Here is a 22426-nt window from a genome sequence, read left to right on the forward strand (position 1 = left end):
CCGGACGTACAAGGGTCCGATCCGTACACAAGTCTCGGCGAAAACCCGCCAACGCCTCGTGATGCCGAAGAGCCACCCACCCCTGCATCGAGCGACGTGAAAGCCGATGATGCGGAGCATCACTGGAATTCCGCGCCGACCCCATCGCCCCCATTGGGTCAACCCTCGCTGTCGGGCGATGAGTCACCTGCGCAGGCCACCGACGAGCCGCGCCTCTTATCTGGCGCGAATCAGCCAGCCCGAGAGGAGACCCCCTTAGCCGTAGGGGCGTTATGGCAGGCGACTCCGCGTTCGGATGCCCCGGCGCCCCAGGAGCACTCCGCAAACGAAGCAGGGCCACCTACAGCCTCCGTCTCTCCAAGCTTGAAGACAGAGACCGAGGGCTCAGGGCCGCCACCGCAAGCACCACACGAGGTCCGCAGCGACGAAGTCAACGAACGCGCTGCCGCAGGAACAGCCTGGGGCCCGGGCTACACACCCTCGTCAAACGACGTCCGATCACAAGGCCCGCCAACCGCTGAGCCAGCGGCCCGTGACGCTTCCCCCGACGATTCACCCGCTGTCAACGTCCCGCCTCCGCGTGACACACCCTCTGCCTCCACCATGACGCCGGAGGCCCCTCCGAATGCTGCGTCCCAACGTCAGACGCCAGATCCAGCCACGGTAGAAGCCTTCCGACAGGCCGCACTCCTTCAGCGCGCTCTGATCAACAATGGCGAGATGATCGGCGTGAAGAACGTCTTCGAGCAGACGCTCGATACTCACGCGCCGATTACGGCCGGGTACCTTGACATCGTCCGCGAGGTCTATGCCGAGCTGTACGCGAAGCAGGACGGCGACTACTTCGCGGGCACCGAGCGCAGCACCTTCAACGACGCCTACTCGCTGCTGAAGCCTGCTGGGTCAGTCCTAGTCCTCAGTCGCCCGCCTGGCACAAGTCGCAACATCACCGCCTACGCCCTCATGGCTCGCCTCATTGAGGACAGGCTCATCAAGGAAGTCTGGCCACTCTCGTTCGGAAGTGGTTCGCTCTTTCCTACCAAGCGTCTGCCTCGTGAACACCACCGTGGCTACGTACTCGAACTTCCCCCCGATGAAGACGGCTTCGAGATCCACAGCTCGTTCGGCGCGAACCTGAAGGCAGTCTCGGAGCACCTCGGCCCGCGCCACAGCCATCTTGTCGTGATCACCACTCCCGACCAGTGGCGGAGGATCGGTCGTGGCGCCTCAGAGGGCATTGCCCCTGACCTCGGCGCAGCGCGTCCTGCCGATGTCGCGGAGCGATGGCTTCGAGCTGAGGAGCCCGGCTTTCCGGTGGCCAACTGGCTCAAGCACCCGAAGATGAAGGCCCTCCTGAACGGACAGAATCCGACCGAGGTTCTGAGCATCGTGGAACTCATGAGGGAGGCCCGACGGACTGCGTTGCGGACGATCACTGAAGCCTCCGTGGGTCTCGATGCACTGCAGCTCCGTCGCCTCGAAGCCTCAGCCGATTCCGACGACGAGGCCGTCGCAGAACAGGTAGCGGATGTCGTAGCCGCTCGGAACAACTGGGAAGACGATCTCCATGACTGGCATGAGGAGCCGGAGCGAACGAGCTTCCAGCGCAACTTCCTAGTCACCGCCGCGGTGTTACGTGGAGCGCCTGTCGGCCATATCTACGCCAAGGCCGCTGACCTTAACAAGGCGCTCGACAGGGAAGACGTCGAGGTCGCAGGGCAGAAGGCACCCGGCGTGATCGCCATGAGTCGGACCATCCGCGCGGACCGAACAAAGGAAGGCGTACTCAGCTTCCGACGCCCGCATTGGGACGACGCCGCACTCGAATACTTCTGGACGGACCGTCCGCTCGCCCGCATGCCGTTCCTGCAGTGGCTGGCGCAGGCCCCGCTGGACGAACCGAAACTCGCCATGGAGAGCGTGGGCCTTGACGACCGACGGGCACTGGCTGCGAGGGTCGGAGATTTCGCTGTCCGCTGGGCAGTCCGCCACCGTCGGCAGGAACCGCTGGAGGAAGTCGTCAAGTCATGGCACAAAAATTCCAATAAGATGCTGTGGCCTTTGGCTACGGCCCTCCTGGACGATGCAGCCGTTCACCCAGCCAGCGCTCCGTACATCCACACAATGCTGCTGGCTTGGGCAAAGCGTAAAACAGAGGTTGCTCTGACACTGGCGGTCGTATCTGTCTGCGCCGGAGAGTTCGGCCGCACCCACACCGGAAAAGCTCTGCGCCGCCTACAACACGCCGCAGAGTCGGAGCATCCTGACGTAGCCGACGCCCTGCAGGACGCCGTGCGCACTCTCTGGGCAGACACCTCCGTGCGGCCTCTGCTGTTCAAGGACATCGCCGGCTGGTGCGGAAGCGACAAAACCAAGGACACCGTTGGGCGCCAAACATTTGCCGCTCTAGCGACAGCCGCAGAGCAAGATAGCCATGGCATTCCACTTATTCTGGATAACCTCAACCAGGGTGATAACGAGGGGTTCCATCCATCATCAGAGGGGCTGATTCAGGGCTGGCGAACTCTATTGAGAGAAGGGCCTGGACCAACTGGGAAAAGGCAAGTCGATACAGCAGTCTTTCTTTGGCTGGACGCCGCCCTACAGCATCCCTCCCTGAAAGATCTAATTCTTCAATCTCTACGGAAGGCCGTTGACGTAGGAGGCGCGGAAGGGCGAATCCTACGGGAGACGCTACGCGCTTGTGCTCACGGTTGGGTGCAAGGCGAAGAACGCCCCTTCTCTGAGGAAAGGGAGACGTTACGGCAAGAGTTGGGCGCCCTCCTTGACAAGGACTTGTACGACGCAGTGCAGGAGCAGGATGACCCTGGGGACGAAACCAGCTTCAAGGGGACCGACACCCCGTGAGGCGATTCATTCCCTGGACACGGCGGAGCACGCAAGCGGAAGAACCGCCGCCCCCACCTCCCAGTTCGACTTACCCGTTCACCGACCGGCCAGCCAGCAGCGACCCGACGCTGCAGTTCACCGCGCAGATACACGTGACGTGGCGGGCGGAGCAGGCTGGCGCTACCGGCAACCCACACGACGCAGCACGTCTCGTCCGGGACGTCGTCGACAAAGCTGCGGGGTCATGTGACGTATTACGACGTGACGCTGCTGAGCAGGACATCAATGCAGCCTTGCGGGAGCTATTGCCGCTGACCGGGTACGGCGTCGAGGTCTTGGACAGCCGTGTCCACCTCACGGTCGATGATTTCACTCAGAAGGCCGCCCTTCTGGCGGAGCGAATGCGCCACGGCTACGCCCTCGAAGAGTCTCGCCGTCGCCGGGAACAGGAGCGAGAGGAAGCCCGGCGACGCGAGGAACACACTCGCGAGCAGGACCAGCTTCGCCGTGAATACGAGTTGGACGCTTTGGCCCGCAGACAAGCACGAGCGCGCGCGGACTTCGTCCGTACCGAGATCCTCGCCAACCCTGCCTCGGCCCGCCTTTACACGCTGCTGGAACGCCATACGGAGCACTGGCCCCGGCTGGGTGGGCCTCCAGCAGGTACGAGTCTCCCGGACCTAGTACGCGAGGTTCAGGAATGGACTCCGCAGGCACGTTGGGTGACCGTCGCCCAACTGCTCCACGAGTTCGTGGCTGGCCTCACCGAGGAAGGCCATAAGGAATTCGTGAAGATCCTGGCAAAGGCAATCAAGGTGCATGGAGACGAGAAAATTGCCCAAGCCCTCATCGAGGCCACAGGGGAGCAGAAATGAGATTACTCCTGTGGCGATGCCTCCTGGACCCAGCCACAAGCCTTCTGGCTCTACGCCTCCGCGCTCAGGCACAAGGCCGCCATACGTCGTACGACGCTGCCTGGCGGCTGGCTCGCGTCACGCGCCACCCCGACGAATTGATCTACCGCCTTCACGGCCACGGCCAAGAAGCCGTTCCCTGGAGTGGCCCGGAAGGATCGTCTCCGAGAGGAACGTGACGGCTTCCCTGTCACACGGCCTCCGGTTCAGCACATGGCAGAGCCGAGCAGTCCGCACACAGTCCGCAAGACACCCGATCGAGACCATCGCCATCCGTCGCCACCAATCAATAAAAGGCGAGGTCAGCGACCTACAGGGAAGATCCCTGCAGGTCACCAACCTGGCCAATTACTTGGAGACGAAGAAGGCCTGACCTCGCTGCCGTTCGGCTTCCGGCCGGACAGCGGGTCAGAACAGTGAAGAGAGGCCCGGCCCCTTTCGGCGGCCGGGCCTCTCTTCCTGCTTCCGGGGCCCTTCGGAGCGCTCGCGCCCCGTCCGCACGGTCTGCGGGGCGCCGGGGTCAGCGTGCCGGGGCCGACGCATCGCGGGAGGCGGCGAGACGTTCGCGCCGTGGCAGGCCCTCCGGTTCGCGGGCGGCCCGCTGCTACCAGGAGCCCCGCGCGCTCGGCGCTCCTCCCGGATCCGGGGAATGCCCGGGGGACAGGGGCAGGGGCAGGGGCGGGCGGGGGTGCGAGGCCGGGGCGGCGGCCCTGCGTGCCCACCAGCCGACGCACACGGCCACCGCCGCGCAGCCGTAGGCCGGGGCCGTCGCCGCCCCGGCGAGGTACGCCACCGCACCGGCGCACGCGATCCCCAGCCATTCCCACCGGCCGTCGAGGGCCACCAGGGCGACGAGCAGGAGCGCGTACCAGGAGTAGCCGGGGGTGAGCACCAGGAACGTCACGCCCACCGTCACCAGAGCGCCGGACCAGGGTTTCCTGTCATCCCGGTGCCGCCAGACCGCGACCGCGGCCAGCAGGAGGACGAGCGCCGCCGCGGGGAGCACCCAGGCATCGGGAAGGACCAGCCGGAGCAGGGCGTAGCGGCGGCCGGCCGCCGCGTCGTCGTACCCCTCCTCCTGGGCGTAGCCGGTCAGGTAGCCCAGCACGGGCTCCCGGGAGATCAGGACGTAGGGCAGGTACAGCACGCCCACCGACAGGCCCAGGGCCGCCAGGGTCTCCAGGGCCGGGCGGCGGCGCCGCAGACCGGACAGCACGCCCGGCACGAGCAGCAGCGGCAGCAGTTTCGCCGCGACCGCAGCCCCGAGCAGGAGCCCGCCGGTGAACCGGTGCCGGGCGACGGTCACCACCGCGGCGACGGAGAACAGGACGGCCAGCACGTCGATATGGGCGTTGTTGACCGCCTCGACGGGGACGGCCGGGCACCATCCCCACCACGCCGCCCGCCGGGGATCGCCGCGACGGCGCAGCACGCGGACCAGCAGCCAGGTGACGGCCAGGGACAGCAGAGCTCCACCGGCCTGCAGCGCTGTGTGGCGCACGTGGCCGGGCGAGACGGCGTGCACGAGGAGGAACCAGCCCTCGGCGACCGGCGGATAGATGGTGTGCACCGTGGGCCGGTTGATACGGGTGCAGCCGCCGTCACCGAGCGGGGCCAGATTCCGGTCCTTCGCCGCGCACACGTCCGCCCCGGGAAAGAGCCAGGCGTCCCGGAGCCCTTCGACGGCCTTGTCGGCGGGGGCGTGGTCGTAGGGGGAGAGGCCGGCGGCCTGCACCCGGCCGTCCCACGCGTAGCGATAGGAGTCCGTGCTCGTCCTGGGCTCCGCGGCCAGCCCGGTGACGGCGGCGGCGATCGATCCGGCGAGGACGAGCGGGACGACCGCGCGGGCCGGGACGCCGCGCAGTGCGACCACCGCCGCCGCGAACAGGGCCCAGGCGCCCGCGTATCCGCCCAGGAAGCCGGAGCCCGCCGCGCCGCCGCGGAGCAGCGTCACCAATGTGGCGGTAAGGCAGGCGAGCAGCGAACCGGTGAGAAGGACACAACGGATGCGCGGCATGTCCGCAGCCTGGCAGCGCACCCCCTCCGCCGGTACGCGACATGGTGCGGCGTTCGGGTTTCGTCAGGTGTCGAACCGCCCGCGAGCACCCCGGCGCCGGTGTCATGGGCGTCATGAGATCCCGCATCCTTGCGCCGAGACTGCCCGTCTTCGGCGGTCGTCTGCACGACGCCCGCACGGCGACCGCCGTGGGCCGGTGGCTCGGCGCGGCTTTCGCCGTCTGCTTCGTCACGGGGCTGGTCAGTCACTACCTCCAGCATCCGCCGCCCTGGCTCGCCGACGCTCTGCCCGCCCGGCCGGTCTGGGGCTACCGGCTCACCCAGGGGGTGCACGTCGCCACGGGCCTCGCGGCGGTCGTGCTGCTCCTGGTCAAGCTCTGGACCGTGTACCCGAGGCTGTTCGTATGGCCGCCGGTCCGCTCCGTACGCCATGCGCTGGAACGGCTCTCCGTGGCGGTTCTCGTGGCCGCCGCGGTCTTCGAGGTGTTCACCGGCCTGATCAACAACGTCCAGTGGTACCCCTGGCCGTTCGGATTCATCCAGGCCCACTTCGCCGTCGCCTGGATCGCCTTCGGCTCGGTCCTGCTGCACGTGGCGGTCAAGGCACCAGAGATCGGGGCGCACTGGTCCAGGCGTTCCGCGGGTACGGCCGCTCTCCCCGCCCGGGACGCCGCCGACCGCCGCTCGCTGCTCCTGGCCACGGGCGGAGCGGTCGGCGTCGTCACCCTCACCACGGTGGGGCAGGCCTTCACCCCCCTCGCGGCCACGGACCTGCTCGCGCCCCGGAGTCCCCGTCACGGTCCGCAGGGGCTTCCGGTGAACCGGAGCGCCGCCGCCGCGGGCGTCACCCTCCGCGGTGTGACGGGGTGGCGGCTGGAGGTCGGGGGCCCGCGCCCGTACGCACTCACCCTGCCCGAGCTCCGCGGTCTCCCGGGCGCGGCGGCGCGACTGCCCATCGACTGTGTCGAGGGATGGAGCGTCGACGCCCACTGGGAGGGGGTGCGCGTGCGCGACCTGGTCGAGCGGGCCGGTGGACGCCCCGGCCGGTCCGCCGCGCGGATCGTCTCGCTGGAGGCGCGCGGCAGCTACCGGGTGATGCACATGGGTGCGGAGTACGTCGCGGATCCGCTGACCCTTCTCGCGCTGACCCTCAACGGGGAGCCGCTCTCCCTGGACCACGGCCACCCGGCGCGGATCATCGCCCCAAACCGGCCCGGCGTGCTGCAGACCAAATGGGTCCACCGGCTGGAGGTGCTGTGACGGCCGCGACCGCCCTGCGCTGGGTGACCGGAGGTGCCGGGGTGGCGTCGATCGGGCTGGGGGTCTGGCTGGTTGCCGCGGGTTCGGCCCCGTTCGGCGTTCTCACCTGGCTGATCGGTGCTCTCGTCCTGCACGACGGCATCATCGCGCCGCTGGTACTGGCCTGCGGCCTGCTGATCGCGGGGCTGCGCCAACGCGGCCTGTGGCGGGGGGCCCTGGTCGTGGCGGGCTGTGCGACCCTGGTGACGCTTCCGGCGCTCCTGCGCCCCGGCCAGCCGCTCACCTCCTCGGCGCTTCCCCTGCCTTACGGACGCAACCTGCTGCTCGTCGTCGCGGCCGTGGCCGCCGCGACCGGGGCCGTCGCACGCGTCCGGTGGCGGAAGGCGCAAGCCCGGCAGCGGTACGCGCGCGCCCGCCCGAAGCGGACGGCCTCCCGGCGCCGTCCCTGACTCCGGGGCGGACCGGCGACCCGGCGCGGCGGCTGACGGCCTCGGGGCCGCGGCGGCTGACGGGCCGGACCGACGCCCGGTGGTGCGGCGGGCGCCAGCGGAAGGACGGGCCGCTCCCGCCGCCGCCTCTCAAAGACCCGTCGGCGTCGGCCGCGACGGCGCGGCGTTCACCGGCGTGCGGCACCGCACCACGGCACCTCTTCGGTACGGACCGGCCGACGGCGTCCGGCGCCGCGCACCGGCGTTCGGCCTCCAGCGGCGGCGGCCGGCCGTCACCGCGGCGCGGGGGCAACGGGCCCAGCCGGTCCGCAGGGCGTCGGTGTACGGACCGGTCGGCCCGGGTGCCGCCTTCATCCGGCCGCTCCCTCCTCTCCCGCCGCCGCCACTCCTGCCCCCGCCGCCGATGTCGGCGCCGCTCGTGCCGCCGCCAGTTCGGCGTGCAGGGCCGCGAAGCGCGTACCGCGCGCCCGGAGGGCCACGCGCGCGGCGTCCTCGGCGGTGTCCACATCACGCAGGACGGGCAGACCGCCGACGCGCAGACCGGCCGCCCGCAGCCGCGCGTACTGCACGGCCCCGGTGTCCGGCGTGGACATCGGAACACCGAGCACCAGGGCCGGATCGGGAACGGCAAGGCCGAGCGCCCAGAACCCCCCGTCGACGGCGGGGCCGAACCAGGCGTCGTACCTCTCCTGCCCCCGCAGTACCGGTGCGAGGAATGCGGGGGTCACCTGGGGTGTGTCCATCCCGATCAGCAGCGCGGGACCGGTGCAGGAGGCGAAGGCCGCGGCGATCCGTACGTCGAGTCCGCCCGCTGCCTGGGGCATCACCTCGAAGCCCGGCGGCAGCCAGCGGCCCGGCCGGCCGTCCAGGACGAGGACGCGCCTGCGTGCGGGGACGCGCGCCACCACGCCGAGCGTGTCGGCCAGCGCGGCCTCGGCCAGCCTGGCCGCCTCCACCGCGGTGAAGGGCGGGGTGAGCCGGGTCTTCACCCGTCCCGGCACAGGCTCCTTCGCGATGACCAGAACGGTGGTCACGGCCGCACCCGCGGTGAGGCCGCCGGGAGGCCCGGCCCCGGGCCGGGGCTCACCGGCTCGTCGAGCACGCGCCGCATGTCCCGCACCGCCTGCCAGGTGCCCTTCCACGTCCCGGTCACCTTGGAGCGGCCCGCGCGGGGAAGGTAGGGCACCTCGTTCTCGCGCACGCGCCAGCCGGAATCGGCTGCGCGGACGACCATCTGCAGCGGGTAGCCGCTACGGCGGTCCGTCAGGCCCAGGCCGAGGAGGGCCTCTCTCCGCGCGGCCCGCATCGGCCCCAGATCGTGCAGCCGCAGCCCGGTACGGCGGTGCACGAGCACGGACAGCGCGAGATTGGCCGCACGGGCGTGGACCGGCCAGGCCCCGCGTGTCGTGGGACGGCGGCGGCCCAGCACCAGATCCGCGGAACCATCGGCCACCTGCGCGACGAGACCGGACAGCAGGCCGGGGTCGAGAGAGGCGTCGCAGTCGCAGAAACAGACGAACTCGGCGTCGGACGCGAGCAGTCCGGCATGGCACGCGGCCCCGAACCCGCGCCTGGGCTCCCGCACGACGGTGGCACCGTACGCGGCCGCCACCTCCGCCGAGCCGTCGGTGGACCCGTTGTCGACGACCACGGCCCGCCACCCGGACGGAATGCGCGTCAGGACCCAGGGCAGCGCCCCGGACTCGTCGAGACAGGGGAGAACGACATCTACGGTCATGGTGGTCACAGCCCTCACCGTAGGAAGCGCGGAAGGCGCCGGGGGCGAAGACGTCCCCGCGAAACGCGGACACCGGCCGCACCCACCCGATCGGCCGGACCGGGGTGTTCACGCGGATGCGACGCTGAGGGCCGTGGACGAGTCCGGCTCCCCGGACGCCCCGGCACGGATCACCGGCCCCGCCCCGGAGCGGAAGCCAGAGCGGGAGCCGGGACGGGAACGGGAACGGGAGCCAGAGCGGGAGCCGGGACGGGAGTGGACGACCGGGATCGACGGCTCCGTCGTCCTGTCCGTCCGTCCCGGACGGCTGCCGGTTCGCACGGCCCCTGCCCGCCGCCCGGCGGCCGTCGCCCGGCCCACCGTCCACCGTCCACCGCCCACTGCCCACTGCCCACTGCCCACTGCCCGCCGTCCGGAGTACACCCTCCACCGCCCACCGCCCGCCGTCCGCGGAGCACCGTTCCGGCGCGGACCGCCGAGCACCGTTCAGCCCGTCACCGACGCCCGCTGCTCCGCGCGCGCGAAGGCCGCCATCCCCTCGGTGAACCCGATCCGGGGCAGCCAGCCCAGCTCGCGGCGCGCCCGGGAGGAGTCCGCCGTGATGTGCCGGACGTCCCCGAGCCGGAATTCCCCGGTCACCACGGGGTCCGGCCCGCCGTGCGCGCAGGCCAGGGCTGACGCCATCTCACCCACCGTACGAGGGTCGCCACTGCCGATGTTGTACGGCGTCAGCACTCCGCCCGGCAGCTCGGCCGTGGCTCCCAGAGCGAGCAGGTTCACCTCGGCCACGTCACCGACGTGTACGAAGTCCCGCCGCTGGCGGCCGTCCTCGAAGACCCGCGGGGCTTCACCGCGGGCGAGCGCGGAGCGGAAGAACGAGGCCACACCCGCGTAGGGAGTGTCCCGGGGCATGCCGGGTCCGTACACGTTGTGGTAGCGCAGGGTCACGGCGGTCCCGCCCCCGGCCCTGGCCCACGCCGAGGCCAGGTGCTCCTGGGCGAGCTTCGTGGCCGCGTAGACGTTCCGCGGGTCCGCTGGCGTGTCCTCGCCCACCAGCCCGCCCTCAAGCTCCGCGCCGCAGACGGGACAGTGCGGCTCGAACCTCCCGCGCGCGAGGTCGTCGGCGCCCCGGACCCCGGGCCGGATCACCCCGTGGCGGTGGCATACGTACCGGCCCTCCCCGTAGACGACCATCGAACCGGCCAGCGTCAGCCGCCGTACGCCCTGCTCCGCCATCGCGGCGAGCAGTACCGCGGTCCCGAGGTCATTGCAGCCCGTGTACGCGGGCGCGTCGGCGAAATCCCTGCCCAGGCCGACCATGGCAGCCTGATGGCAGACCGCGTCGACCCCTCTCAGCGCCGCCCGGACACGTTCGGCGTCCCGGACGTCCGCACGGACGAACTCCGCGCCCGGCGGCACCGGGGGCACCGGGACGGCTCCGTGCACACCGGGCAGCAACGCGTCGAGGACGACCGGCTCATGACCGGCCTCGCTCAGCGCGGCGACGATCCGCGAGCCGATGAATCCGGCTCCTCCTGTGACAAGAACTCGCATGACGGTGACGCTACGGACCCCGAGCGCGGCGACGCGGCCCCCGCGCCGGTCCGAAAGGCTCGCATCAGCCCGTCGGTCGTGAGCCGGAGCCGCCCCGCCCGCGGACGGTACGCGGACGGGGCGGGCCGCACGCGTGGTACGGAGTGGTGCCGTCGGCACCATCGGCCGCGTCCGGCGCAGAGGAGCGCGTCAGGACGGGCATCGGCCGAACGCCGGACGGGTATCCCGGCAGCCGGGAGAGCGGCGGCCTCATCCATGCCCCCCAGGGCACGGCCGGATTCCGGACATGCGCACGGCGGTACACGCGCCCAACATCGTTTACTTTAAGATCACTTGGTATCGCATTCCATGTGATCCTCCGCGGTCAGGAGATTGAACATGTCTGTTCCCGAAGGCGCCCACGCCGTCACGTACCGCTTCACGGCCTACGGCGACGGGGTCGAGATAGGCACCACCCTTGAGTTCCCGCTCAGTTCGTCCCCCACCCAGCAGCCGCACGAGGACGCCGCGGCGCAGTCCGCCGCCGAGGCGTACCGGGCCACCATCGCCGCCGCCTACCCGGCTGTGCCGGTGCACACGAGCCGCACCTACCAGTGCCGCCTCCCCGACAGCACCTGGCCGACGGCCTCCGCCTGACCGATGCGGTCCGCGCGTCCCGGAGGGGACAACTCTCCGGCGCGCGGCTGCGGTTTGCGGAGCCGATGGCCCGGACACGGTCGTGTCGTCGAGGTGTTTACGCGCTCCCGGGGGACCATATGGAGTCGGCCGATTCCGGTCCCCCGTCGCTTCGCTCCCGGTGGTATACGCGGGCAGCGAACGGGGCTGCGTACACGAGGGGAGACAGCGATGACGACCGAGGGCTTCACCACATGTCTGTGGTTCGACGGGCAGGCCGAGGAGGCGGCGGAGTACTACGTCTCCGTCTTCAGGAACTCCCGTCTCGGCAGGATCGCCCGTTACAGCGAGGCCGGGCCGGGGCCCGCCGGTTCGGTGATGACGGTGGAGTTCGAGATCAACGGCCAGCGGTTCGTCGGGGTGAACGGCGGGCCGGTGTTCACCTTCAACGAGGCGGTCTCGTTCCGGATCGACTGCGCGGACCAGGCCGAGGTGGACCACTACTGGGGCAGTCTCACCGACGGCGGTGAGGAAGGGCCCTGCGGCTGGCTCAAGGACCGGTACGGGGTGTCCTGGCAGGTCGTCCCCGACGGCCTGACCGAGATGGTGAGCGACCCGGACGGGGAGAAGGCGGCCAGGACCACCCGGGCGATGATGACGATGAAGAAGCTGGACATCGCCGCGCTGCGGCAGGCGCACGACGCGGGCCGGCCGGGCAGCCGCTGACGGTTGCCCGGCCGTGCGCGCCCCGGCCGGGGCGCGCCGCGTCACCGGCGGGCGCCGCTCCCCGGGCGCCGGGGGGCGAGGAAGGCACCCGCGAGCAGCGCGCCGAGGAGCACCAGTGCCGCGTTGACCAGGATCGCGACCGCGACCCCGGACAGGACGGCCTCGGGGCCGGTGTCACCGAGGGCGGACATCCGGGCGGTGGCGATCGCGCTCATGACCGGGATGCCCAGGGTGATGCCGACCTGCTGGGTCATGGTGGCGAGACCGGTGGCCAGCCCCTGCTCCTCGTCGGGGAGCCCGGAGGTCGCGGTGACCATGAAGCCGACGATCATCAGCATGTTGCCGACGCCCCCGACGAACGTGGCCGCCAGCAGCAGCGCGATCCAGCCTCCCGTACTGCCCAGCGCCACCAGGGAGAGGGTCGCGACGGCCTGGACGACCCCGCCGCCGACGATGGTGGCGCGGCTCCCGAACCGGCCCACGGCCCGCCCGCCGAACGCGCCGCCGAGCACCGTACCGATGCCGAGGACACCGAAGGCCAGGCCGGTCGCGAGCGGCGAGTAGCCGAGAACCTCCTGGAGGTAGAGGGTGAGCAGGAAGACCAGCGAGGTCTCGGTGACGAAGGCGATCAGCCCCGCGGTGTTGCCCCAGACGACGCTGCGCCGCTTCAGGATGTGCACGGGAACGAGCGGCGCCGCGGCCCTCACCTCGACGAACCGGAAGGTGACGAGGAGCGCGAGCCCGGCGAGCAGCGCGGCCAGGGTGACGGGCTCGGTCCAGCCGGACTCGCCGGCCCGGGTCAGACCGTAGACGAGCAGCAGCAGTCCGCCGGTGACGGTCACCGCGCCGGGGACGTCGAGCCGGGGGCGCCGGGCGGGCCGCGCGTCGGTGACGACGGACGGCGCGAGGGCGAGCACCAGGGCGGCGACCGGCACGTTGACGAAGAACGCCCAGCGCCAGGAGAGCAGATCGGTGAGCAGACCTCCGAGGACGGCCCCGGCGGTGAAGCCCGCGGACATCAGCGCACCGTTGAGCCCCAGGGCCCGTTCGCGCAGCGGCCCCTCCTTGAAGGCCGTGGTCAGGAGGGCGAGCCCGGCGGGCGTGACGGCCGCCGTGGCGAGCCCCTGGAGCACCCGTGCCACGAGCAGCGTCCCGGGCGACGTGGCGAGCCCGCCGAGGACGGAGGAGAGACCGAGGACGGCCATACCCGCGAGGAACATCCGCTTGCGGCCGACCAGATCCGCGATCCGGCCGAACAGAAGGGTGAATCCGGCGGCGGCGAGGGCGAAGGCCGTGGCGATCCACTGGAGTTGGGCGAGGGAGAAGCCGAGTCCCTGTCCGACCGCCGGCAGCGCGACGTTCAGGATCGAGAAGTCCACGGCGATCATGAACTGGGCGCCGAGGAGAAGCGTGAGGACGAGCTTCTGCCGACCGGTCATCCGGGCGGCTGTACCGCCGCCCGGCCCAGGAGGCGAGGAGGCGGGGGCGGTCGTGGCCGATGGGGCGTGACTGGGTGCGGACATGGCGGGGCCTTCCTCAGCGAGAGGTTCTAACGGGACTCTGGTTCCGTTAAGATGGGCATCACCGTAGCAGGGGAAGGGCTATTAATGGAACTGGAGACCCGTTATGACATCTGACGGCAAGGAACCCGGCAGCGTGCGCCCCGGCGGCCGTACCGCCCGGGTCCGCGCATCGGTCCTGCGCGCGGCGGGTGACGCCCTGGCCGAGCACGGCTTCGGCGGGCTGGACCTCGCCGATGTCGCACGCCGGGCTGAGGTCGGGAAGACCACCGTCTACCGGCGCTGGTCGTCCCCCACCGGCCTGATCGCGGACCTTCTGGACGACATGGCCGAGCAGTCCTCGCCCCGTACGGCCACGGGTTCGCTCGCCGAGGACCTCAGAGCCAACGCCCGGCTGGTGGTGGACACCCTCACCGACCCGCGGCAGGGCGCGCTCTTCAAGGCCGTGATCGCCGCGGCCACCTGCGACCCGCATACGGCGAAGGCCCTGCACCGGTTCTACTCGATCCGTGTCGAGGAGTGGTCGGGCTGCGTCACCGAGGCCGTCGGACGCGGCGAGCTGCCCGCGGGCACGGACCCGGGCGAGGTGATCCGCGCGGTCTCGGCACCGCTCTACTACCGGCTGCTGGCCAGCGGGGATCCGCTCGACCATGCGGCGGCGGACCGTGCCGCCGCGGCCGCCGGGGCCGCGGCGCGGTCGGGAGCGTACGTCGTATGAGCGCGCGGCGGGCCCGCCCGCTCCCGCGGACGCCCGCCGCCGCGCCGACGGGTGCGGTCAGCCCGTTCCGAGCAGGTGCCGGTAGCTGTCCGGATGCCGCCGCAGGAAGTCGGCCAGGCCCGTCGCGGGGTGCCCGGTGAGCTGTGGAACGGCGTCCGAGACCGTGGCCATCTCGCCGGCGGCGATGGCCTCGTACGAGGTGACCCAGCCGGCCACCTCCCAGTCCTGCGCCCCGTAGTGCGCCCGTGAGGCGTACGCCTCCTCGCGGGTCTCCGGTACGTAGGTGACGGTCCGGCCGCTGGCCCGGCTCAGCTCCTGGGCCGCCTCGGCGAGCGTGAACGCCTCGGGGCCGGTGAGGTCGTAGCTCCTCCCGTCGTGACGGGCCGCGCCGTCCCCGGCGTCGGCCAGCAGGACGGTGACCGCGGCGTCGGCGATGTCGTCGTGCGCCACCGCCGCCACCCTGCCGTCGCCCGCCGGTCCGCGCAGCACCCCGTCGGCGCCGGTCATGGCCGGGATGCCCGCGAGGTACAGGCTGTCGCGGAGGAAGGTGTGGCGGACGTCGGCGGCCCGGATGTGCGCCTCGGTGTGCCAGTGGTCCCGGGCGAAGGTGAACGTGGCGTCCGGCGCCGCGCCCAGGAAGGAGATGTACACGATGCGTTCGATGCCCACGGCCACCGCCGCGTCCACCGCCGTGGTGTGCTCCCGTACCCGGTGCGGGCTCTCGTGCGCCGAGACCAGGAAGAGGGTATGCGCACCGGCCAGGGCGCGCCGCATGGCCTCGCCGTCGCCGTACGGGGCGGGCGGGGCGGCCAGCGCGCCGGGCAGTTCAGGCAGCCGGGACGGGTCGCGGCCGAGCAGCCGTACGGGCACACCGGCGCGGACCAGCCGCCGGGCCACCCGGCCGCCGACGGCACCGCCCGCCCCGGTGACGGCGACGATCGGGGCGTCCGGCCCGGGGCGGGCGGCCCGGGAGGAGTCGCTCATGCGGGGCCGTCCCCCTTCCGGGGCCAGGGGCGCACCTCCACGACCGCGTCCACCGGGACGGGGCCGTAGATGTGCGGGAACTCCTCGCCGCCGGGCGCGGCGGACTCGTACCGTACGGGCGCCGTGAGCTGGTCGGGGTCGATGACGAGCACGACGAGTTCCTGATCGCCGGACCCGGCCCCGCTTCCGGTGCCGTACAGCATCTCCGCCACACCGTCGAGCTGGTGCGGCAGCGAGCAGTGGATGAAGCCCTCTTCGTGCAGGGTGCGGCCGCGGGTGGACATCTCGAACGTCCCGATCCCGCGGGCCGCCTCCCACAGCGGGCCTTCGGTGAGGTGCAGCAGCAGTTCGGCCATGGGGCAAAACTACGGGCTGGGCCGTGCTCCCCGGTGGATCAGCGCGCGGCCCGGACCCGACGGGTCACGGCGCCGGGCCCTTCCCGCCGGTCAGGCCGGGTCCGCCAGGAGCCGGGCCTCCACCTCCGGGTCCAGGCCGACCTCCGGCCGGTCCGGTCGCTGCGGGGCCCGGCCGCCCAGCTCCTCCAGCCACTTCCAGGTGTCGGCGACCGTCTCCTCGACCGGGCGGCAGCGCAGCCCGCTCGCGTACGCCCGCTCGACGTCGCCGCGGTGCAGCGTGTCGTACAGCTCGCCCGGCGGCAGCCAGACCGGCAGGTCGTTCCACGGCTCCACGCCCGCCGCGAGGATCGTCTCCGCGGGCGTCCAGCGCAGCTCGGCGCCGGAGCCGGTGGCGCGCACACAGGCGTCCAGCAGCTGTCCCATGGTGGCGTGACCGGTGCGGCTGACCAGGTTGTACGGGCCGTGCAGCCCGTAACGCGCCGTGTCCAGGAGCCAGTTCGCGAGGTCCCGGGCGTCGATGTACTGGAGCTCCACGTCCGGTGTGCCCGGGGCCAGCACGGGCCCGCCGCGGGCGATCCGCCGCAGCCACCAGGGCAGTCGGCCGATGTTCTCCCAGGGGCCCAGGATCAGTCCGGCGCGGGCGAGCACCGCCCGGTCACCGAACGCGTCGAGCGCGGCCAGCTCACCACCGCGTTTGGCCAGCGGGTACGAGACGTCCCCGCCCGCGTCCGGCGAGGCCCCGGCCACCACCGGGCCGTCCTCCGAGAGCCCGGCCGGGGCGGGGTCCGCGTACACGGAACGACTGGACACGTACGCGTACCGGGCGGCCCGGCCGGCCAGCAGCCGGGCGGCGTCCCGGACGGCCGAGGGGGCACCGCTCCAGGTGTCGACGACCAGGTCCCAGGCGGGCTGACCGGCGGTGCCCCGGGCCAGTACGGCGAGGCCGTCCTGCGTGGTGCGGTCGCCGAGCAGCTCCGTCACGCCCGGCGGGGCCGCGTGCCTGCCCCGGTGGAACACCGTGATGTCCCAGCCGCGTGCCAGCGCCTCCTCGGTCACCGCGCGCCCCACGAACTCCGTACCGCCCAGGATCAGTAGCCTCATGGGCCCGACTCTGCCCGGTCGGCGGCGTGCCGGGAACGGTTCCTCGCTCTCGGCGGAATCGGGGACCGGGCGGCGGGGCCGGGAACCGGGGAACCGGTCCGGGAGTCAGCCGCACGGTTCGGGCCCCTCGGGTCAGGGCGTGCGGGCGAGCGGGCTTCGGTGGCGCAGCAGCCACTGGTGGTATCCGGCCGCCCGCGAGGCGGCCTCCCGGTACGCCTCCTCCAGCTCCGCGTACACCGGCGCCATGTCGGCGCCCGGCCGGGACACCAGCAGCAGCCGTACGGCGAGGGGGTCGTCGCGCAGCGGGCGGATCGCCATGTCGTCGCGCGGCCCGGAGGTCGGCTGGCAGGGGGCGACCGCCTCGCCGAGCACGATGAGCGAGGCGGCGGTGAGGTAGTCGCCGTGCAGGACGGCCGGCGCGAGACCGGCCGCGTCGAACACCCGCCGCAGCCCGTCCCACTCGCCGTCCACCGTGGGATCGACCATCCACCGGTCGGCGGCCAGGTCGACGAGGTCGACCACCGGGCAGGCGGCGGCCGGGTGGTCCCTGGCCATGGAGATGAACTGCGGTTCGCGGTCCAGGAGTACGCGCTGGTCCAGTCCGTCCGGCACGGCCAGCGGGCAGCCTTCGACCTCGTGCACGAAGGCGACGTCCAGCGTGCCGGTCGCGACGTCGCGGAGCAGGGCGCGGGCCGACACGTCGACCCGCAGCGAGATGTCCGTACCGGGCAGCCGGAGCCGGAGCCTGCGCAGCCAGCCGCCGATGACCCGGCTCGCGGTGCAGCCGATGCGCAGCCGCGGACCGGTGGCGCGGACCGCGTCGGCCTCCGCCCTGGCATCGCTGACCAGGGCGGTCATGCCGTCGACCAGGGGGCGGGCGCGGCTGAGGACGGCGCGGCCGAGCAGGGTCGGGCGGCAGCCGGTCCGTTCGCGCCAGAACAGCTCGGCGCCCAGGGTGTTCTCGATGCGGCGCAACTGCGTGGTCAGGGAAGGCTGGCTGACGCCCAGCCGGCGGGCGGCTCGGTGCAGGCTTCCCGCGTCCGCGATGGCGCACAGCGCCCGGAGGTGCCTCACCTCAAGCTCCATACGAGGGAGCGTAGGGCGGCGGGCGACAGTCGCACCAGACTCCCCAACCATCTCAAATCCCGTTAATTCAACGGGAGTTGATGGAGATGTCGACGCCCGTACGAGAGACGGTGATAGTGCGGCGCTATCGGCGGTTGACATCATCCGCCGCGGCCTCCGCTCCCCGACACTCACTGCGTACCGCACCCGTCCGAGTCCGATCATCGGACGGGCCCCTCGGACAGGTAACGGCAGGAGACCCCCCATGAAGCACCCCAGGACCGTCATGTCGGCCGTGGTCGGCCTCGGCTTCGGCCTCGCGGCCGCGCTGGGCACCGCACCCGCGATCGCCGCCTCCCCGGCCCCCGCCGCACCCGTCGGCCAGGTGGCACAGAACGGCGCGGACTACGCCGCGTACGCCGGTTCGGCGGAGAACGCCGCCGGGAACAAGGCGTTCTTCGAGGCGGTCGCCAAGTCCGTCGCGAAGAAGCGGGCGGCGAACCCCGGCCTCAAGGCCGTCACCGTCGTCTACAGCGCCGCCAACGCGCCGAGCTTCCGCAGCCAGATATCCAGCAGTGCGCAGATCTGGAACAGCTCCGTCTCCAACGTCCGTCTCCAGGAAGGGGCGAACGCCGACTTCACCTACTACGAGGGCAATGACTCGCGGGGCTCGTACGCGAGCACCGACGGGCACGGCAACGGCTACATCTTCCTGGACTACGCGCAGAACCAGCAGTACAACTCGACCCGGGTCACCGCGCACGAGACCGGGCACGTGCTCGGCCTGCCGGACCACTACTCCGGTCCGTGCAGCGAGCTGATGTCCGGCGGCGGCCCCGGCACGTCCTGCACCAACCCGTACCCGAACGCGTCCGAGAAGAGCCAGGTCAACTACCTGTGGCAGTTCGGCTTCGCGGCCACCGTGCTGAAGAACGCCTCCTGACGTTCCCGGCAGTTCCGTACGCGGTACGCCGCGGGGTGGCCGATGCCACCCCGCGGCGTACCGCGCCGGACGTCTCAGGGGGTGCGCAGCGCGCTGCGCACCAGCTCCAGCAGTTCCTCCTCCGTCAGGCCCAGCTCGCGCGCGTCGGCGGCCACTTCGCGTACGCGTTCCAGCAGCCGGGCCCGGTGCGGCGGGACGCCCGCGGTGACGACGGCGCCGCGGCCCCGGCGCAGTTCGATGAGCCCTTCCTCGCGGAGCCGCTGATAGCCGCGGAGCACGGTGTGGACGTTGACACCGAGGGAGTCCGCGAGCACCCGGGCCGCGGGCAGCCGCTCGCCGGGCACCACCGCCCCCTCGGCGACCGAGCGGCGCACGCAGGCCGCGATCTGGTCGCCGAGCGGCACGGCGGAGGCTGGATCGACACGGAACAACATGCTCAGCGGCCCGCCCGACGCCGGTCGACCAGGGTGTTGAGAAGCGCGGCGCCGGTCTTGGAGTCATCGACGGTCACGGCGAACTTCCGGCCGTCGGCCAGTGTCGCCACGATCCCCTCGCCGGAGCGGAGCACCACACCACGGCCGCCCGGCCGGACGCGGTACCCCCAGCCGCCGAACTCCGCGAAGGGGCTGATGTGGCGGCTGCCCGCGGACTCGATCCGGTCGAGCGGCACCCTGACGCGCGGCCAGCGCAGCATTCCCGACACGGTGATGCCGCGCCGGTCCACCACCACGTACACGCGGGCGAACGCGGCCAGCAGCAGCCCGGCGGCCAGCAGCGGCAGCCCGACGTCCCACCGCCACAGCAGCGTCTGGGCCAGCCCCGCGACGACCAGCAGCACGATGAGCGGCAGCGACCACCTGCTCCCGGCGCCGCGGGCCCATCCGGCGACCTCCCCGTCCGTCAGGGCGATCCGGGCGCCGTCGGCGGTCTGCCCGCCTCCGCCCGGCCCGCCTTCGCCCGGCCCGCTCCCGGCCAGCGGTTCCGGCGCGGGGCGCAGCGCGGCCAGCGCCATCCCGGCCCCGCCCGCGAGCGCGGCGGCCCCCAGAGCGGCGGCGAAGTGCCACATCGGGAGCGAGACACTCAGCGCCTCCCCCCGCGGACCCGTGGCCGCGTCCAGGTTGGCGAGCAGCGCGGCGGCCATCAGCCAGCCGAGGAATCCCGCCAGGGCGAAGCCGCTGGCGACGAGCCACTGACGGGCCCGCCCGTACAGCTCCCACCGGGCGGCCATGAGCAGCCAGGACGCACCGGTCACGGCGAACGCCAGCACGGAGAACAGCACGTACCAGTCCCGCCCCATGTACTGGTCAGCCCGGCCGCCGCCCGTGAAGTGGCTCGCGACGCGCTCCGGGAGCCGGTCGCGGAACACGAGGAAGAGCGTCAGATCGGCCACGAGGGCGAGCATGAACGGCAGGACCACGAAGAGGGCCCCGCCCAGGTTCTTTCGGTTCATCAAAACCTCCCTTGTTCGCATGCTAGTAGAACAACGGGCGGGTGACAATTCCGCCCCGCACCGGGACTGTTCCGATACGGGGCGGTGTGTGGCAGGAAGGCGGAGGAGTGACGGAAGGGGCCGCGCGGGGCGGGCGCGGGCGGGATCAGGCGTGTTCGAGCGGGAAGGCGCCCCGGTGGCCGGTGCCCGCGCCGGTGTCCGGGCGGGGCTCGTACGCGCGGCAGCTCCAGATCTCCTGGACGAAACCGGTGCGCCGGTCCCAGAGGTCCCGTACGTCGCTCTCGCCCGCCGCTCCGCGGTAGGCGTCCCTGGCCCCCCGGAAGCAGGCGAGTGTGCCGGAGAGCCCGCGGGCCGCCTCCGGGGCCGGGAAGTAGTCCGAGAGGGCGCAGGCGACGCAGGTCCTCAGCCGCACCCCGGGCGGCAGCGCGCACTGGATCGTGGCGAGAGCGGAGGCGAAGTCGCGCTCGGCGCGGTGCGACGCGTAGGAAGCACCGCCGAACTGCAGCTCGAGACTGAGGTGCGCATCAGGTGTGCGCAGCGACAACAGGCAGCTGAGCGTGGCCTGATGCACTGCCCCGTCCCAGCCGACCGGGAACGGCAGGTCCCACTCCAGCACGCAGTCGCTCAACGCCCCGTCCACCAGGACGAACCGGTCGTCGGCCGGTGGTGTGCCGACGACGGGGACGAGGCCGTCGAAACTCGCGCCCTCGAAGTCGGTGCCCCGTGTCCGGAGACGTAGTTGCTGTCCGTCGGTGGTGAGGACGACGGCGTCGGAACCCTGCCGGTCGCGGTACCACCCTGCCCATGACTCGTCTGTCATGGGCACGGACTGTAGCCCGTGCCCACGACAATCACCCCGTCACCCTCCCGCTCGGCCGCCTGGACGAAAGCGCGTCCGGCGGACGTGGCGGGAGCGCGTCCTGCGGGACGGCGGGAACGCGTCCTGCGGGTGCGGCGGGAGGGCGCTCAGTGGCTCCGGCGGGTGACGAACTCCGCCAGGGTCAGCAGGTCCCCCGCCCCGGCCAGGTCGCCCACCGCCCGGGACAGGTGGTGGACCGCGCGGGACATCCGCTCCGCCGCACCCGCCTGCGCCCAGTCCCGGCCACCGGCCCGCTCCACGGCGTCAGCGGCGCGGCTCACCTCGCCGGGGGTGCCCATCGGTCCCCGGTAGAGCGCGGCGAGTTCGGCCGCCGCGGGGGTGCCGGAGGTCAGCGCGGCGACGACGGGCAAGGACTTCTTCCGGGCGGCGAGATCCGCCCCGACCGGCTTCCCGGTCCGGACGGGGTCGCCCCAGATGCCGATCAGGTCGTCGATGAGCTGGAAGGCGAGGCCCGCCTCCCGGCCGAATCCGTCCATCGCGCCGACCGCGCGCTCCCCCGCGCCCGCGTACAGCGCCCCTATCGCACAGGCGCAGCCGAGCAGTGCGCCGGTCTTGGCGGTGGCCATCGCCAGGCACTCGTCCAGCGTGACCTCCTCGGGCCCGCGGTCCTCGAAGGAGCAGTCGGCCTGCTGGCCCGCGCACAGCTCGATCATGCAGGTCGACAGCCGCGCCACGGCCTGGACACCGGCCGGTGACGGGTCCTCGGCAAGCAGCCGCTGGGCGAGGGCGAGCATGGCGTCGCCCGTGATGACGGCGTCCGGGATGCCGAAGACCGCCCAGGCCGTGGGGCGGTGCCGACGGGTGCGGTCCTCGTCGATGATGTCGTCGTGCAGCAGGGTGAAGTTGTGGGCCAGCTCCACGGCGACGGCCGCCCGCACCGCCTGCTCCGAGTCGCCCCCGAGCGCGCGGGCGGCGGCGAGGACCAGCGCGGGCCTGACCGCCTTGCCCGCCGGTCCCGAGGACGGACTGCCGTCGGCCTCCTGCCAGCCGAAGTGGTACATCGCGACGCGCCGGATCGATCCGGGCAGCGACTCGACGGCGGCGCGCAGCCGGGGGTCGACCAGGGCCCGGGTCCGCTCCAGGAGGGACTCGGCCTCCCGGCCGCGGACCACTGGCTCGGGCGGCGGTCCGTCGCCGAGGAGCACGGCGACGGGCGGGCCCGCGGCAACGGGTGCCGCCCGGCCGGACAGGGCGGTGTCCCCCGGTACACGGGGGGCCGGTGGCGGGGTCATCGCGTGCGGGGTCTTCTGGGTCACGTGCTGGGTCTTCACTGGGGGATCCTCCCGA

At 72.3% G+C, this 22426-nt stretch carries 21 protein-coding genes; 8 read left to right on the forward strand and 13 right to left on the reverse strand.

What is annotated here, in order from left to right; genetic code table 11:
- Positions 1–720 precede the first annotated feature (720 nt).
- Together ACFVWY_RS32310 and ACFVWY_RS32315 are read left to right on the forward strand one after the other, a co-directional pair.
- Positions 721–2868 (forward strand): hypothetical protein, encoded by a 2148-nt coding sequence (locus tag ACFVWY_RS32310; protein ID WP_389878463.1) that lies wholly within the window; start codon positions 721–723, stop codon positions 2866–2868.
- On the forward strand, positions 2865–3725 hold the full coding sequence (locus ACFVWY_RS32315; protein WP_389878464.1) for a hypothetical protein: 861 nt from the start codon (positions 2865–2867) through the stop codon (positions 3723–3725). The genes ACFVWY_RS32310 and ACFVWY_RS32315 overlap by 4 nt, the downstream gene beginning before the upstream one ends.
- A gap of 643 nt (positions 3726–4368) precedes the next feature.
- Here the strand turns inward: ACFVWY_RS32315 and ACFVWY_RS32320 are convergent.
- A complete protein-coding gene (locus ACFVWY_RS32320) occupies positions 4369–5781 on the reverse strand; it encodes a glycosyltransferase 87 family protein (RefSeq protein ID WP_389878465.1) in 1413 nt (470 codons plus the stop codon).
- Positions 5782–5894: 113 nt separating this feature from the next.
- Here ACFVWY_RS32320 and ACFVWY_RS32325 point away from each other — a divergent pair, with 113 nt between their 5' ends.
- Positions 5895–7040 (forward strand): molybdopterin-dependent oxidoreductase, encoded by a 1146-nt coding sequence (locus tag ACFVWY_RS32325; protein WP_389878466.1) that lies wholly within the window; start codon positions 5895–5897, stop codon positions 7038–7040.
- Entirely contained in the window at positions 7037–7489 is a 453-nt protein-coding gene (locus ACFVWY_RS32330) for a hypothetical protein (protein ID WP_389878467.1), read from the forward strand. Before ACFVWY_RS32325 ends, ACFVWY_RS32330 begins: the two co-directional genes overlap by 4 nt.
- Positions 7490–7839: 350 nt before the next feature.
- On the opposite strand, the gene ACFVWY_RS32335 is transcribed toward ACFVWY_RS32330, so the two are convergent.
- The 3 genes from ACFVWY_RS32335 to ACFVWY_RS32345 form a co-directional block, all read right to left on the reverse strand.
- Positions 7840–8523: a DUF2064 domain-containing protein gene (locus ACFVWY_RS32335; protein ID WP_389878468.1), complete on the reverse strand. Its 684-nt coding sequence runs from the start codon at positions 8521–8523 to the stop codon at positions 7840–7842.
- On the reverse strand, positions 8520–9227 hold the full coding sequence (locus ACFVWY_RS32340; protein WP_389878492.1) for a glycosyltransferase family 2 protein: 708 nt from the start codon (positions 9225–9227) through the stop codon (positions 8520–8522). Before ACFVWY_RS32340 ends, ACFVWY_RS32335 begins: the two co-directional genes overlap by 4 nt.
- Before the next feature lie 486 nt (positions 9228–9713).
- A complete protein-coding gene (locus ACFVWY_RS32345; RefSeq protein ID WP_389878469.1) occupies positions 9714–10781 on the reverse strand; it encodes an NAD-dependent epimerase/dehydratase family protein in 1068 nt (355 codons plus the stop codon).
- Positions 10782–11159: 378 nt separating this feature from the next.
- Between ACFVWY_RS32345 and ACFVWY_RS32350 the strand changes: the two genes are divergently transcribed.
- Together ACFVWY_RS32350 and ACFVWY_RS32355 are read left to right on the forward strand one after the other, a co-directional pair.
- Positions 11160–11417, forward strand: coding sequence for a hypothetical protein (locus tag ACFVWY_RS32350; RefSeq protein ID WP_389878470.1), 258 nt, complete (start codon positions 11160–11162; stop codon positions 11415–11417).
- 210 nt (positions 11418–11627) lie between these two features.
- The gene (locus ACFVWY_RS32355) at positions 11628–12122 is read left to right on the forward strand and encodes a VOC family protein (protein WP_389878471.1); all 495 of its coding nucleotides are present in this window, start codon (positions 11628–11630) and stop codon (positions 12120–12122) included.
- A 41-nt stretch (positions 12123–12163) separates the two neighbouring features.
- On the opposite strand, the gene ACFVWY_RS32360 is transcribed toward ACFVWY_RS32355, so the two are convergent.
- On the reverse strand, positions 12164–13645 hold the full coding sequence (locus tag ACFVWY_RS32360; protein WP_389878472.1) for an MFS transporter: 1482 nt from the start codon (positions 13643–13645) through the stop codon (positions 12164–12166).
- Between the two features lie 103 nt (positions 13646–13748).
- Here ACFVWY_RS32360 and ACFVWY_RS32365 point away from each other — a divergent pair, with 103 nt between their 5' ends.
- Positions 13749–14360: a TetR/AcrR family transcriptional regulator gene (locus ACFVWY_RS32365; RefSeq protein WP_389878473.1), complete on the forward strand. Its 612-nt coding sequence runs from the start codon at positions 13749–13751 to the stop codon at positions 14358–14360.
- Positions 14361–14417: 57 nt separating this feature from the next.
- Here the strand turns inward: ACFVWY_RS32365 and ACFVWY_RS32370 are convergent, their stop codons facing one another.
- The 4 genes from ACFVWY_RS32370 to ACFVWY_RS32385 form a co-directional block, all read right to left on the reverse strand.
- Positions 14418–15344 carry an NAD(P)H-binding protein gene (locus ACFVWY_RS32370; protein WP_389878474.1) on the reverse strand — a complete coding sequence of 309 codons (927 nt, stop codon included), beginning with the start codon at positions 15342–15344 and terminating at the stop codon, positions 14418–14420.
- Positions 15341–15700 (reverse strand): DUF952 domain-containing protein, encoded by a 360-nt coding sequence (locus tag ACFVWY_RS32375; RefSeq protein ID WP_389878475.1) that lies wholly within the window; start codon positions 15698–15700, stop codon positions 15341–15343. The genes ACFVWY_RS32370 and ACFVWY_RS32375 overlap by 4 nt, the downstream gene beginning before the upstream one ends.
- 90 nt (positions 15701–15790) lie before the next feature.
- Positions 15791–16789 (reverse strand): NAD-dependent epimerase/dehydratase family protein, encoded by a 999-nt coding sequence (locus ACFVWY_RS32380; RefSeq protein ID WP_389878493.1) that lies wholly within the window; start codon positions 16787–16789, stop codon positions 15791–15793.
- A 144-nt stretch (positions 16790–16933) separates the two neighbouring features.
- The gene (locus ACFVWY_RS32385) at positions 16934–17887 is read right to left on the reverse strand and encodes a LysR family transcriptional regulator (protein WP_389878476.1); all 954 of its coding nucleotides are present in this window, start codon (positions 17885–17887) and stop codon (positions 16934–16936) included.
- Positions 17888–18131: 244 nt separating this feature from the next.
- On the opposite strand from ACFVWY_RS32385, the gene snpA reads away from it, so the two are divergent.
- Positions 18132–18809, forward strand: coding sequence for a snapalysin (snpA, locus tag ACFVWY_RS32390; protein WP_389878477.1), 678 nt, complete (start codon positions 18132–18134; stop codon positions 18807–18809).
- Positions 18810–18883: 74 nt separating this feature from the next.
- Here snpA and ACFVWY_RS32395 read toward each other — a convergent pair whose 3' ends face one another.
- The 4 genes from ACFVWY_RS32395 to ACFVWY_RS32410 all read right to left on the reverse strand — a co-directional run bounded on the left by ACFVWY_RS32395 (position 18884) and on the right by ACFVWY_RS32410 (position 22371).
- Positions 18884–19243 carry a GntR family transcriptional regulator gene (locus ACFVWY_RS32395; RefSeq protein ID WP_389878478.1) on the reverse strand — a complete coding sequence of 120 codons (360 nt, stop codon included), beginning with the start codon at positions 19241–19243 and terminating at the stop codon, positions 18884–18886.
- A gap of 2 nt (positions 19244–19245) precedes the next feature.
- The gene (locus ACFVWY_RS32400) at positions 19246–20259 is read right to left on the reverse strand and encodes a DUF1648 domain-containing protein (RefSeq protein ID WP_389878479.1); all 1014 of its coding nucleotides are present in this window, start codon (positions 20257–20259) and stop codon (positions 19246–19248) included.
- Positions 20260–20404: 145 nt separating this feature from the next.
- On the reverse strand, positions 20405–21079 hold the full coding sequence (locus ACFVWY_RS32405; RefSeq protein WP_389878480.1) for a DUF6304 family protein: 675 nt from the start codon (positions 21077–21079) through the stop codon (positions 20405–20407).
- Between the two features lie 146 nt (positions 21080–21225).
- Positions 21226–22371, reverse strand: a complete 1146-nt coding sequence (locus ACFVWY_RS32410; RefSeq protein WP_389878494.1) for a family 2 encapsulin nanocompartment cargo protein polyprenyl transferase — start codon at positions 22369–22371, stop codon at positions 21226–21228.
- Positions 22372–22426 lie beyond the last annotated feature (55 nt).

The organism is Streptomyces sp. NPDC058195, from assembly GCF_042883525.1.
Taxonomy (GTDB): domain Bacteria; phylum Actinomycetota; class Actinomycetes; order Streptomycetales; family Streptomycetaceae; genus Streptomyces.

Coding starts and splice junctions, on each gene's coding strand:
- ACFVWY_RS32325 (WP_389878466.1), top strand. CDS start 5,895: ATGAGATCCCGCATCCTTGCGCCGAGACTGCCCGTCTTCGGCGGTCGT.
- ACFVWY_RS32395 (WP_389878478.1), bottom strand. CDS start 19,243: ATGTTGTTCCGTGTCGATCCAGCCTCCGCCGTGCCGCTCGGCGACCAG.
- ACFVWY_RS32345 (WP_389878469.1), bottom strand. CDS start 10,781: ATGCGAGTTCTTGTCACAGGAGGAGCCGGATTCATCGGCTCGCGGATC.
- ACFVWY_RS32365 (WP_389878473.1), top strand. CDS start 13,749: ATGACATCTGACGGCAAGGAACCCGGCAGCGTGCGCCCCGGCGGCCGT.
- ACFVWY_RS32410 (WP_389878494.1), bottom strand. CDS start 22,371: ATGACCCCGCCACCGGCCCCCCGTGTACCGGGGGACACCGCCCTGTCC.
- ACFVWY_RS32400 (WP_389878479.1), bottom strand. CDS start 20,259: ATGAACCGAAAGAACCTGGGCGGGGCCCTCTTCGTGGTCCTGCCGTTC.
- ACFVWY_RS32370 (WP_389878474.1), bottom strand. CDS start 15,344: ATGAGCGACTCCTCCCGGGCCGCCCGCCCCGGGCCGGACGCCCCGATC.
- snpA (WP_389878477.1), top strand. CDS start 18,132: ATGAAGCACCCCAGGACCGTCATGTCGGCCGTGGTCGGCCTCGGCTTC.
- ACFVWY_RS32310 (WP_389878463.1), top strand. CDS start 721: ATGATCGGCGTGAAGAACGTCTTCGAGCAGACGCTCGATACTCACGCG.
- ACFVWY_RS32405 (WP_389878480.1), bottom strand. CDS start 21,079: ATGACAGACGAGTCATGGGCAGGGTGGTACCGCGACCGGCAGGGTTCC.
- ACFVWY_RS32355 (WP_389878471.1), top strand. CDS start 11,628: ATGACGACCGAGGGCTTCACCACATGTCTGTGGTTCGACGGGCAGGCC.
- ACFVWY_RS32320 (WP_389878465.1), bottom strand. CDS start 5,781: ATGCCGCGCATCCGTTGTGTCCTTCTCACCGGTTCGCTGCTCGCCTGC.
- ACFVWY_RS32375 (WP_389878475.1), bottom strand. CDS start 15,700: ATGGCCGAACTGCTGCTGCACCTCACCGAAGGCCCGCTGTGGGAGGCG.
- ACFVWY_RS32340 (WP_389878492.1), bottom strand. CDS start 9,227: ATGACCGTAGATGTCGTTCTCCCCTGTCTCGACGAGTCCGGGGCGCTG.
- ACFVWY_RS32360 (WP_389878472.1), bottom strand. CDS start 13,645: ATGTCCGCACCCAGTCACGCCCCATCGGCCACGACCGCCCCCGCCTCC.
- ACFVWY_RS32385 (WP_389878476.1), bottom strand. CDS start 17,887: ATGGAGCTTGAGGTGAGGCACCTCCGGGCGCTGTGCGCCATCGCGGAC.
- ACFVWY_RS32350 (WP_389878470.1), top strand. CDS start 11,160: ATGTCTGTTCCCGAAGGCGCCCACGCCGTCACGTACCGCTTCACGGCC.